The organism is Maritimimonas sp. 2304DJ26-3, from assembly GCF_056591635.1.
The window spans coordinates 327,263-340,511 of sequence record NZ_JBWQOK010000003.1; the positions used below are offsets into that span (position 1 = coordinate 327,263).

10 protein-coding genes are annotated in these 13,249 nt (G+C 28.9%); all 10 read left to right on the plus strand.

Annotated elements, in window-relative coordinates:
- Positions 1-2 precede the first annotated feature (2 nt).
- Positions 3-1,127, plus strand: coding sequence for a non-hydrolyzing UDP-N-acetylglucosamine 2-epimerase (gene wecB / locus AC1EUV_RS10135; RefSeq protein WP_480198588.1), 1,125 nt, complete (start codon positions 3-5; stop codon positions 1,125-1,127).
- Positions 1,127-1,900, plus strand: a complete 774-nt coding sequence (locus AC1EUV_RS10140; protein WP_480198589.1) for a sulfotransferase family 2 domain-containing protein — start codon at positions 1,127-1,129, stop codon at positions 1,898-1,900. The genes wecB (AC1EUV_RS10135) and AC1EUV_RS10140 overlap by 1 nt, the downstream gene beginning before the upstream one ends.
- Positions 1,901-1,975: 75 nt before the next feature.
- Positions 1,976-3,133, plus strand: coding sequence for an O-antigen ligase family protein (locus tag AC1EUV_RS10145; protein WP_480198590.1), 1,158 nt, complete (start codon positions 1,976-1,978; stop codon positions 3,131-3,133).
- Positions 3,126-4,256, plus strand: coding sequence for a glycosyltransferase family 4 protein (locus AC1EUV_RS10150; RefSeq protein WP_480198591.1), 1,131 nt, complete (start codon positions 3,126-3,128; stop codon positions 4,254-4,256). Before AC1EUV_RS10145 ends, AC1EUV_RS10150 begins: the two co-directional genes overlap by 8 nt.
- Positions 4,256-5,302, plus strand: coding sequence for a glycosyltransferase family protein (locus AC1EUV_RS10155; protein WP_480198592.1), 1,047 nt, complete (start codon positions 4,256-4,258; stop codon positions 5,300-5,302). The genes AC1EUV_RS10150 and AC1EUV_RS10155 overlap by 1 nt, the downstream gene beginning before the upstream one ends.
- Positions 5,303-5,352: 50 nt before the next feature.
- Positions 5,353-7,233: an asparagine synthase (glutamine-hydrolyzing) gene (gene asnB, locus AC1EUV_RS10160; protein ID WP_480198593.1), complete on the plus strand. Its 1,881-nt coding sequence runs from the start codon at positions 5,353-5,355 to the stop codon at positions 7,231-7,233.
- A gap of 1 nt (position 7,234) precedes the next feature.
- Positions 7,235-9,355 carry a bi-domain-containing oxidoreductase gene (locus AC1EUV_RS10165; RefSeq protein WP_480198594.1) on the plus strand — a complete coding sequence of 707 codons (2,121 nt, stop codon included), beginning with the start codon at positions 7,235-7,237 and terminating at the stop codon, positions 9,353-9,355.
- A 35-nt stretch (positions 9,356-9,390) separates the two neighbouring features.
- The gene (wecB, locus tag AC1EUV_RS10170; protein WP_480198595.1) at positions 9,391-10,473 is read left to right on the plus strand and encodes a non-hydrolyzing UDP-N-acetylglucosamine 2-epimerase; all 1,083 of its coding nucleotides are present in this window, start codon (positions 9,391-9,393) and stop codon (positions 10,471-10,473) included.
- A gap of 151 nt (positions 10,474-10,624) precedes the next feature.
- The gene (locus AC1EUV_RS10175) at positions 10,625-12,052 is read left to right on the plus strand and encodes a heparinase II/III domain-containing protein (protein WP_480198596.1); all 1,428 of its coding nucleotides are present in this window, start codon (positions 10,625-10,627) and stop codon (positions 12,050-12,052) included.
- Positions 12,052-13,248 (plus strand): glycosyltransferase family 4 protein, encoded by a 1,197-nt coding sequence (locus AC1EUV_RS10180; protein ID WP_480198597.1) that lies wholly within the window; start codon positions 12,052-12,054, stop codon positions 13,246-13,248. The genes AC1EUV_RS10175 and AC1EUV_RS10180 overlap by 1 nt, the downstream gene beginning before the upstream one ends.
- The last annotated feature ends 1 nt before the right edge of the window (position 13,249 follow it).

The window sequence follows — 13,249 nt, forward strand, 5'->3', positions numbered from 1 at the left end:
AATTGAAAAAAATATTAACAGTATTTGGTACCAGACCTGAAGCCATTAAAATGGCTTTATTAGCTAAACAATTAAGTGATGATAAAGAATTTGATCATAAAGTATGTGTTACTGGGCAGCATCGTGAAATGTTAGATCAAGTATTAGACTTATTTTTATTAAAACCAGATTTTGATTTAAACATTATGCAGCATGGTCAAGATTTAACAGACGTTACTTCTAGAGTTTTAATTGGAATGCGTGATTTATTTAAAAATAAATGGAAACCTGATTTAATTTTAGTCCATGGTGATACAACAACTTGTTTGGTAACAGCTTTGGCTGCTTTTTATGAAGGTGTAAAAATTGGACATGTCGAAGCAGGTTTACGTACAGGTAATATAAGGTCACCTTTTCCAGAAGAAGCAAATAGAGTATTGGTAAGTAAAATAGCTAATTTTCATTTTGCCCCAACAAAGATGAACATTAATAATTTGATTGCTGAAGGTGTGAATAAGCAAAATATTGTAAAAACGGGTAATACTGTTATAGATTCTTTGCTTTTTGTATCTAATAAATTATCTTCATTTAGTAATAGTTTAGAAAACTCTATTTTGGTTAAGTTAAAGGAGAAAAAGGAGAAATATGTTCTAATAACTGGACATAGAAGAGAAAATTTTGGAGACGGTTTTATAGAGATATGTAAAGCAATTAAGTCACTTGCGATAAAAAATGAGACAGTGCATTTTGTATATCCGGTTCATTTAAATCCCAACGTACAAGAACCAGTAAATAGATTATTATCTAATTTAGAAAACGTCCATTTGATTCAGCCTTTAGAATATCAAGATTTTGTTTTTGCCATGAAGCATTGTTATTTGGTTCTAACGGATTCTGGTGGAGTTCAGGAAGAAGCTCCAAGTTTAGGCAAACCAGTTTTGGTTATGAGAGATACGACTGAAAGACCGGAAGCAATTGGTGCTGGAACTGTTCGATTGGTTGGTGCTGATAGTAATAAAATTATTAGAGGAGTACAAGAACTGATAGACAATGAAACAATATATAATATTATGAGAAAGGCTCATAACCCATATGGAGACGGAAAAGCAGTAAGTAGAATAATTAATTTTTTAAAGACGAGAAACTAATGTTTGCTTATTGTCATATACCAAAAACAGCAGGCACAACATTAAATTTTGTTTTGCGAAAAAATTTTGGCGCAAAATTAATACCAACTATAGAGCGAGTGGGAAATAATTATACTTATAATGATCTTAAATTAGATATTAAAATTTATAAAAATGCTAAATGCATTTCGGGTCATGGGCTTAAACCGTTTATAGATTATAAAGAGTTTAATCAAGATATGAAATGGTTTACTTTTTTTAGAGATCCTATTAAAAGGTATGTTTCGCAATATATTCATCAAAAAACAAATGGATTAGCTAAAAATGACTTACCAATTGAAGAATGGGCACAGAAATTTTCTAGGAGTAATTGGTTAGTTAAATGGATAGCTGGTGAAGAAAATTTAGAAAAAGCAATTGATATCATAAATGAAAAATTTATATTTATTGGGTTTGTTGAAAATTTTCAAGAGTCATTAGAATTAATGCAGAAAGCCTTCAATTGTAGCTTTGACCTTGAGTTTGGAAAGCCGAAAATGATTGTTAGAGATCGCTCTTTAAAAACAGAATTATTGGTAGAGCGTTATGAAGAATTATTACCATTTTACTGTAATGAAAATGCATTAGATTTAAAACTTTATAATTACGTTAAGAATGAATTTTTCCCAGAATTAAAAAGGAAATATGAAAATAAGAATTTAAACATTAAAAAACAAAATTTAGGAGTTGAATATATTAAGTTCAGATTGAAGAAGTATTTAATTTACAAACCTTACGTTTATGTAACAAAATAACTTTTATTGAAACTGTCAAATTATAAAATTAATAAGTTAATTAGAGATGACGTTTTCACCTTGTTGTTTCTAAATATGTTATGGGTTATTATTGGATACGGTTTAGGTACAACACAAGGTGAAGGTGCTGTTTCTATCATGCGAATCTTTAAAGCGTTTTTTCTTTTCTTATCTTTTCTTTATGTAATTACAGTTAACGGTTTGGCAACTGATTTTTTGTCAAGATCCAAAAGTATGTATATAGTAATTCTTGCAGTATCTGTTTTTTCTTTCTTTGCTGATAATCCTTTTAATGCATTATATAAGAGTCTTACTTTTGTCTACCCACTATTATATATTGTATATTCAATGAATCATTTATTAAAATATGGTGCCTTAAATGTATTAGTTTCACTTTCAATTGCAATTTTAATAATTTATTCGATAGTACCGTTATCATTTTATTTTTTTGGTGGAAGCTTAAGTGAAACTAATATTTATGGATATACTGAGGGAGAATTTTTTGTATCAAATCATTATGGTTGGGCTAGTGCATTATTTATACTAGCAAGTTTTACTGTTTTGAAATTCTATTTATTAAAACCATATTTTAAATTTGCGATTTATATACTCTTACCATTTGTTTTTTATTTATTAATTATTAGTGCAAATCGATCTGGAATTTTATCTATTGTAGTGGCAATATTTATCTTTTTTTTAAAAGATAAGTATACAAAGTTTATCTACAAATTGGCACTAATAGCTTTGGGTTTTATGGTGATTTCAATTGTTTCATTGCAAGAGAACTCTGCAATTGATTTTCTGATTGAAAAAAATGAAAACCAACTCAATGCCGGGGGAGATGGTAGATTAATTGGCACGAATGCCATGTTAAACAGTTTTGATAAAAACCCTATATATTGGTTTACAGGAGTAGGAATGTTTAATTATACCCAATTAAAATTAAATGGTGGTATTTTAACAGGATACCATAATTCGTATTGGGAAATATTATTTGGTTCGGGGGTAATAGTTTTTACGTTTTTCTTAATTTTTATGTTATACAATCCATTGAGGGTCTTTTGGAAGTTGACAGCTACATACTCTTTACTTATTGTACCATTAATAATTATACCTTTTTTTGAAAGTAATTTAACTGCTGGACAGTTTTTGTTTTTTCCATGGTTTTCTTACATAATATTGTTGAATGCTCAAGAATTCTCTGTTATTCTTAATATAAAAAATAATGATTAAAGTTCTATTTTCAACTACTTCGTTTGATACCATTGATAATGGCCCAGCACTATTCGCAAACTTGGTTTATGATAATTTAGTAAAAAACAGCAATAATAATATTAAGTTAAAAATTATTACTGAAAATATAAAAGAGGTAAGTGATAAACGCAATGGAATAATAAAATTAAGTTTGAAACAAACGAAGTTTAATAGTTTTTTTTATCAATTCATTAGGATTTATAAATATCATAGAGCAGCTAAGAAAATTAAAAACTATTTTGATTTTGATGTAATTATATATAACAATGCATTTACAGGCTATATGAGCGCGTTATTTTTTAAAATACCCGTTATAGTTATGATAAATGATTATGAATTGGCATTCGTAAATAGAACTTTTAAATTTAATAAAACGTACTTAAAAACATTAGTATTAAACTATTTAGAAAAAATGACATCCAATAATGCAACTACTGTTATTACTAACTCTCGTTTTATGAAAAATAATTTGATGAATGCATACCAGCTTAATTCGGAAAAATTAAAAATATTAGTTAAGGGAATCAATTTGGACTTATACCATTATCACTTAAGAGAAAAATATTCAAAAGAGATTAAAATTTTATTTGTAAAGGCAGACTATAAAAGAGGAAGATTAGATAATGTAGTAGCGGCAATAAAAAGAATTGAAAAGTATAGTATTAAACTAATCGTTATTGGTCCACCAAAGCACGAGATTGGTAATGTGAAAAGTATTTTAGATTCTGGCAAAATAAATTATGAATTGCATGGTGCCATGAGGCCTGAACGTGTACGAAACTATTTTAATATGGCAGATATTTTTTGCTTGCCTCCCATCAAAGAAGCTTTAGGAGTTGCAAATATGGAAGCTCTAGCAAGTGGTTTACCAGTTATTGCCACAAATGTTGGTGGAATACCTGAAGTATTAGATTATGGCAAATGTGGTTGGTTGGTAGAGCCCGATAATGTTTCTCAATTAAGAGAAGCTATTATTGATTGTATAGAAAATGATAAAAAAAGAATAAAAAAAAGTATACATGGCTATAAATATGTTCAAAAATTCAATTCTCAAAATTTGATAGCTAATTTTACAGATATAATCAAAGGCTCGCTTAATTAATGAAAAAAACGATACTTTATATATGCTTGAATGATGGTTCAGATACTAGGGTTAACAAAGAAGTGAAAACGCTTTCAAAGAAGGCAAATATTATTTTTTTGGGAACAGGAATTGAAAGTGAAGCATCATTTATAAAAGAATACTGTGTACAGTTTGTAATAATTAACGGTAAAAATAGATCAGTTGGTACTATTACTAAACAAATAATAGCAGCGGTTAAGATGTTAATCACAAATAAAATTGATTCAATTCATTTTATTAACGAACAGTCATTTCTATTTTTTTATCCTTTTATATTTTATAAATATATAGTTCTAGATTTATTCGATTCTATTTTTTTAACCCTTAATAAACCAAACAATAAGTGGCTTCTTATTAAGAAAATAGTATATGCTATTGCTAATAAAATTATTGTCACTGATGAAAATAGAAAAAAATTGATGCCAGATTATTTAATCAGCTCTAATAGATTAGTAGTTTTAGAGAATTACCCAAAGTATTTGAAGGTAAAAAGAAAAAACATGATTAAGAATAGCTTGACTATTTTGTATTTTGGCACCATAATGAAAATTAGAGGATCAGAATTATTACTAGAAATAATGCAAAGAGATGATTCTGTTAGAGTTATTTGCGCCGGTTGGGTAAAAGACAAAATTTCTGAGATACTAGTCAACCATAAAAGAGTAGAATATTTAGGTATAAAAAAACAGGAAGAATTGTTGAAGATTTGTGCTGAAAGTTGTGATTATATTTTTTGTGTTTATGAGCCTATAGACATATTAAATATTAATGCGAGTCCAAATAAAGTATATGATGGCATCATGTGTAACACACCGTTAATTATGAATAGAGAGGTAAAATTATCTTCTTTTATTGAAGAAGAAAATATAGGAGTTATTATAGAAAATTACTACGATATAGATTATGGTAATTTGATAAAAAAATTGATAACGCAAAAAGATTCGTTTAATTTCTCAAAAAAGTTAAAGAAAAAATATAGTTGGGATTTTATAGAGCATAGATTATTAGAAGCGCATAAACTATAACGGTTGAATTTAATTATTACTTTTGCATTTATTCGAAATTATACCAACTTATGTGTGGAATTTTAGGTTATTTAGGCAATGAAGCTGACAGGTTTTCTAAAGAAACTTCACTAACCCCCATACAACATCGAGGTCCAGATAATAAAGATTTTATTACAGGGTCCAATTATTATTTGGGACATGTTAGATTATCCATTTTGGATATATCAGATGCTGGTAATCAGCCAATGTTTGCATTAGATAAATCTGCAGTTATAATCTTTAACGGTGAAATATATAATCACTTAAATTTAAGGAAAACAGATTTATCTGGACATAAATTCAAATCTACGAGCGATACGGAAACACTTTTATATGGCTTGAAAAATTATGGAACTAACTTCATTAATAAACTGAATGGCATTTTTGCTTTTTGTTATTTAGATTTGATTACCAAAAAATTTATTGTTGCTAGAGATCATTTTGGAGTCAAACCTTTATATTATTATCTAAGTGATCATGAATTTTATTTCTCATCTGAATTAAAGGCAATTAAAAATTTTCACCAAGGTAATACGATAAATCAATCGGCTTTAAAAAATTATATTAATTTTTTGTGGTCTCCTGGTGAATTGACTCCATATAATGAGTTTAATAAATTACTACCTGGTACTTATGTTTGTGGAAATTTAAATAAACTAAATAAAATTAAATTTCATAAATATTATTCAATACCATTCACTGGTAATTATTTGGATAACATTACTGAAAAAGAACTAATAAAACAATTAGAAATTAAATTAGTTTCTTCAGTTAAACGTCAAATGCTTTCTGATGTTCCATTAGGGTTTTTCTTATCGGGAGGGTTAGATTCAAGTTTATTGGTTGCAATAGCCAAGAAATTATACCCGAATAGGAAATTGAATTGTTATACGATAAGATCAGAATCAACGGATGGTTTTGCAGACGATTTATCCTATGCAAAAAAAGTTGCAGAACATTTGAATGTAGATCTAAAAATTATTGATGCAAATTCAAATGTTTTAAAATATTTTGATAGGATAATTTACCATTTAGACGAACCACAAGCTGATCCAGCTCCGATTAATGTTTATAATATTTGTAAAGTAGCTCGTGAAGATGGAATAAAAGTTTTGATTGGAGGTACTGCGGGAGACGACCTATTTTCAGGTTATAGAAGACATCAGGCTTTGGCTATTGAATCTAAAATTGAAAAGCTCCCAATAAGTTTAAGGAAATTTATTAAGAAATCAGTAAGCTTATTGAATAAGAACAGCACTTTAACTCGTAGATTATCAAAATTGACTTCTAATTTTGAAAAGCCTAAGCAAGAACGTTTACTTGGTTATTTTAGCTGGATAGATTCTGATATTTTGAATGATCTATTTTTAGAGAAAAAAAATTATGACTATTTTAATTATTTTAAAGAACTTAATAAATTAATTCCAAAAGAAAAATCTGAACTAAATAGAATGTTACATTGGGAAATGAACACTTTTTTAACAGATCATAACTTAAATTATACCGATAAATTGAGTATGGCTGTTGGCGTCGAAGTAAGAGTTCCTTTTTTAGATGTTGAATTGGTAGAGTTTTCTACAAAAATCCCACCTAGTTATAAATTAAAGGGTAATGAAACAAAATACATATTAAAAAAAGTTGCAGAAAAATATTTACCAAAAGAAGTTATTTATAGACCTAAAACTGGTTTTGGTGCACCTGTAAGGGATTGGATTACAACTAAGATGGATACTCAAATTGAAAATTATTTGAATGAAAAATCTATTAAAAAGAGAGGTATTTTTGACTACAAAAAGATAGAAAAATTAATAAGCGATAATAAGAGAGGAAAGATTGATGCCTCATATTCAATATGGTCATTACTAGCTATTGAATCTTGGATGCGTCAATTTATAGATATAAAGAATTGAAATGAAACAAATTATACAAGACCTTAAACAAGGTGATACTATATTAGAAGAAGTACCGGTACCGTTAGTTAAGTCGGGTAATGTACTTATAAAAACTACTAGAACATTAGTATCATTGGGTACAGAGCGTATGCTAGTAGAATTTGGTAAAGCCAATTTTATACAAAAAGCGAAGCAACAACCAGATAAGGTAAAAATGGTGTTGGATAAGGTGAAAACAGATGGTTTAAAACCCACTATGAATGCCGTCTTTAATAAGTTAAATCAGCCATTACCATTAGGTTATTGTAATGTTGGTGAAGTAGTAGCGTTTGGTAAAGGAGTAACTGAATTTAAAGTTGGTGATAGAGTTGCTTCAAACGGTAATCATGCGGAGTATGTGTTGGTTCCTAAAAATTTAGTAGCAAAAATACCTGATAATGTATCTGATGAAGAAGCTACTTTTACAGTAATAGGTTCTATTGGTTTACAAGGTATTCGGTTGTTGAACCCTACTTTTGGTGAAACTATAGTTGTAGTTGGCTTAGGGTTAATTGGCTTAGTAACCGCCGAATTACTAAAAGCTAATGGATGTAATGTTATTGGTTTTGATTTTGATGCTGAAAAAGTGCAGATTGCAAATGATAAGGGAATAATTGCCATTAATCCTGCCGATGGTACAGACCAAGTTAAGTTTGTCGAATCAATATCTAATGGAGTAGGAGCTGATGGCGTAATAATAACAGCGTCAAATAAGAGTAACGAAATAATTGCTCAATCTGCACAAATGTGTAGAAAAAGAGGAAGAGTAGTTTTAGTTGGAGTTATAGGATTAAATATAAGCAGAGCGGATTTTTATGAAAAAGAAATTACTTTTCAGGTTTCATGTTCTTATGGGCCAGGTAGATACGACGAGAATTATGAACAAAAAGGGAATGACTATCCTATTGGTTATGTGCGCTGGACAGAAAAAAGAAATTTTGAAGCAATTTTAAATGCAATTTCTAATAAAAGCCTAGATGTAACCCCTCTAATTACAGAAAAAATATCATTGAAAGATTATAAAAAAATCTATGGTGATATGAAAAATTCCAAAAATATAGCTTCTATTCTAGTGTATGATAGTACGAGTGAAACTAAGTCAACTATAGAAGTTGCACCTAAATCATTTAATGGTAAAAAAGGTGTTATTGGAATAATTGGTTCAGGAAACTTTACTAGTTCTACTCTTTTGCCAAATTTAAAAAAATTAGATGCTGATGTTAAATATATAGCAAGTTCAGGAGGGTTATCTTCAACTATTATGGCTAAACGATATAATATTGTTAACTCTACTTCAAATTATAAAGAGATCTTAGATGATAGCGAAACTGACTTAGTATTAATTACTACAAAACATAATATGCATGCCTCAATGGTATTAGAAACATTAAAAGCAGGTAAAAGTGTATTTGTAGAGAAACCATTAGCATTAAACGGAGAAGAATTAGTAGAAATTATTGCAGAATATAATAAACATAAAGTTTCACTTTCTGTTGGATTTAATAGAAGATTTGCACCATTGGCAAAGAAAATGAAAAAGTTATTAGGTAATGATAATACACCAAAAAATATTATAGCTACAATGAATGCAGGTTTTATACCTTCCGATGTATGGGTTCATGATATGGGAGTAGGTGGAGGTCGTATAATTGGTGAAGCCTGTCACTATATAGATTTATGCACATATTTTGCAGGTAGTAACGTCGTTGCAGTTTGTATGAATGCTATGGGTATGAATCCTGATGAAAATACTGATAATGCAAGTATCTTGTTAAGATATAAAAACGGTACGAATGCCGTTATCAATTATTTTGCTAATGGTAGCAAAGGTTACTCTAAAGAACGTGTGGAAATATATTCACAAGAACGTACGTTAATAATGGATAATTGGCGCAGATTAAAAGCTTATGGTTTTAAAGGAGCTTCTAATTCTTCCTCAAAGCAAGATAAGGGACACTATAATCAGTTTAAAGAATTAATAGTTAAACAGAAAAAAGGAGGTAAACCTATAATACCATTTGAAGAGATTGTAAATACTACAAAAGCCTCTTTTGCTGCTATTGAATCATTAAAACAAGGAAAATGGATTACTATTAATTGATTTTTAATCAATTAATATAATAGATTAGTTAAATTATGAAACTAGACATTATAGCGGGCGCAAGACCAAACTTTATGAAGATTGCTCCTATTATTTTTGAATTACAAAAAGAAAAAAATAAAATTGAGTATCGCTTAATCCATACAGGTCAGCATTATGATAAGAAAATGTCAGGTAGTTTTTTTGAACAATTAGGTATACCTGAACCAGATATCAACCTCGAAGTTGGTTCTGGAACGCAAGCAGAACAAACTGCTCGTATTATGGAGCGTTATGAAACATTATTGCTTAAAGAACCTGCCGATTGGTGTTTAGTTGTTGGTGATGTAACTTCTACAATGGCGTGTAGTATTGCTGCTAAAAAATTAAATTTAGGAGTTATACATGTGGAAGGAGGTATAAGATCTAATGATATAACCATGCCAGAGGAAATTAATAGGATGGTAACAGATGCGATTACCGATATTTTTTATACTACCAGTGAAGTAGCAAATGAGAATCTTAGAAATTTAGGACACTCCGAAGATAAAATAAGATATGTGGGTAATACAATGATTGATACATTGTTAAAAAATATGCCTCGTTTTCAAAAGCCTAAAGCTTGGGATAAATTTAAACTAAGAGAGAAATCATACTTTGTAATGACCTTGCATCGACCTGCCAATGTAGATGAAGAACAGAAATTAAAAAAATTAATCGACGAAATTGTTATTGGTGCCAATAATAAGCCAATAGTTTTTCCCGTGCATCCTAGAACAGCAAAAATCTTAAAAGGCATTGGTATTGAAGCACCAAATTTATATTTAATAGAACCATTGGGGTATTTAGAGTTTAATTATTTAGTAAAACATGCTTTTGCTGTAGTTACTGATTCAGGTGGAATTACAGAAGAAACTACTGTTATGAAAGTACCTTGTATGACTTTGAGAGATAATACTGAAAGACCAGAAACAATTACTGTTGGTACTAATGAGTTGGTAGGTACTGATCCTCAAAATGTAGCTCCATTTATGAAAACACTTCACAATGGAGAATGGAAATCAGGAGAAATCCCTCATTTATGGGATGGTAAAACTTCTGAGAGAATAGTAAAAGACTTGCTAACACTAACCAAGTAGTAAATTAGTGGATTTAAGAAAACTTAATCTAATTATAAATACAGTTAAGTATCTTAGATTTAAACAAATCTACTATAGGATATATTATTTTTTCAGAAATAAGTTCTTTAAAAGAAATTATACTAAATCTTTATCCAAAAACTTAGAACAATTGTTATGGGAAGATTCAATTGGGTACAATGATAGTTATTTTGGTAGTAATAAATTTGAATTTCTCAATTTAGAGTTTGATTTTAATCATAAAATTGATTGGAATCACAATCAATTCGGTAAGCTTTGGACATATAATTTAAACTATTTTGATTTCCTAAATCAGAAAAATGTTGATATAGATTCAAGTGTAGTATTACTAAAAGATTTTATAAGAAATGACAATTTCTTAATAGACGGTAAAGAACCTTATCCGATTTCATTGAGAGGGATTAATTGGATTAAATTTTTGTCTAAAAATAATATTTTTGACACCACGATTAATCAAACTCTATATAATCATTACCAAATCTTATTAAATAATTTAGAGTATCATCTTTTAGGCAATCATTTATTAGAAAATGGATATTCATTACTTTTTGGATCCTATTATTTTAAAGATGAATTTCTATATAAAAAAGCAAAGCAAATACTAATAGAAGAACTAAAAGAACAGATATTAGATGATGGAGGACATTTTGAGTTATCTCCTATGTATCATCAAATACTATTACATAGGCTTTTAGACTGTGTTAATTTAATTCAGCTAAATGATTGGATGAATGATGATTTGTTAGAATTTTTAAAGGCTAAAGCTTCTAAAATGCTATCATGGTTAGAAAAGATAACATTTAATGATGGATCTATACCTTTAGTGAACGACAGTACAAACGGAATAGCATTAGAGACTTTTGAAATAAAATCATATGCTAATAAAGTTGGTATTATTGATACACCAATTAAACTAACAACTTCGGGATATAGAAAATTAACCAATAATAGTTTTGAATTATTTTTAGATGTTGGTGAGGTAGGCCCTTCATATCAACCAGGGCATGCTCACGCAGATACTTTTAGTTTTATATTACATATAAATAATTCTCCAGTAGTTGTTGATCCGGGAGTTTCTACTTATGAGACAAATGAAATCAGAAGAAGAGAGAGGTCAACTGCATATCACAATACAATTTCTTTTGATAATAAAAATTCTTCTCAGGTTTGGTCAGGTTTTAGAGTAGCGAATAGAGCAAAAGTTTCTTTAACTAATGATTCTAATAAAAAAGTTACTGCTATACATAATGGATATAAAACTCTAGGAATTTCTCATCAACGTACTTGGCATTTAAAAAAGGACAGGGTTATAATTGAAGATATTTTATCAAATTCTAAAAAAAGTATAGCATATTTTCATTTATACCCTAATTCTTCAGTTAAAATTAATTCAAAGATTGCATTAGTTAATAATATTGAGTTTACCTTTGACGGATTAAATGAAATAAAAGTTTTAGATTATGAATATGCTCTGGGATTTAATAGAACTGAAAAAGCTAAAAAGATTGCAGTTCATTTTTATGATAAACTTATTACTGATATAAAAATAAAGGCTTAATGAAGATAGTTTACTTTTATCAATATTTCACAACGCCAAAAGGCTCTTATGGCACTAGAGTTTATGAATTTACTAAACAATGGGTAGAGAAAGGACATGATGTCACTGTTGTTACAAGCGTTTATGCTAAGTCTGATATAAAAGCAACTAGGTTTATTGAAAATCAAAACATTGATGGAATTAATTTAAAAATAATAAACGTTAAAATTGATAATAAACAATCTTTTATAAAAAGAATATATACTTTTTTGTTATATAGTATAGTTTCTATTTACTATGCCCTTACATTAAAATGCGATGTTGTAATTGCGAGTTCTGGACCTATAACAATAGGAGTACCAGGACTAATTGCAAAAATATTTAGAGGTAAAAAATTAGTTTTTGAAGTAAGAGATTTATGGCCTGAAGGCCCTATAGAATTAGGAATATTAAAAAATAGGTTTTTACAAAAATTTTCTTACGCTTTTGAAAAATGGTGCTATAAAAATTCTAGTTTAATAGTAGCCTTATCACCAGGAATGAAGTCGAATATTGAAGAGCGATTTCCTAAAGCAAACGTAATCTCTGTTACTAATTCAGCTAATATTGATTTATTTTCAGCTCCTAAACTACCAATTACATTACCCGATCTTCAGAATAAAAAGTATGCCATTTATACTGGTAATATTGGTATGGTAAATAACTCTGAATTATTATATAGAGCAGCTCTTAAATTAAAAGAAATAGGTAGAACAGACATTTGTGTTGTATTAATTGGTGATGGACAACTTAAAGCGGGTTTAAAAGCAAAGTCTGAAGATTTAGAAACGATAATCTTTTTAGATCTAATGCCAAAAAAAGATTTAGTAAATTATGTGAGAAATGCATTTGTATCCCTTATTCCCTTGAACAATACACCTATGTTAGCAACTTCTTCACCAAATAAATTGTTTGAGAGCATGGCCGCTTCAGTGCCCGTTATACAATCAACTTTTGGGTGGATAAAAGTGATGTTAGAAGAAACAAATTCAGGATATACAATTAGCCCTACAGACGAAAATGAATTGGTAGAGAAATTAATTCTTTTAGCTGATAACAGTGAGGTTGCTAAAAAGATGGGAAAAGAAGGCTATAGTTATGCTGTACAGAATTTTGATAAGGATATTTTATCACAAAAAATGTTAAATGGCATTGTGCAAGTTCATGAGAATAAATAAA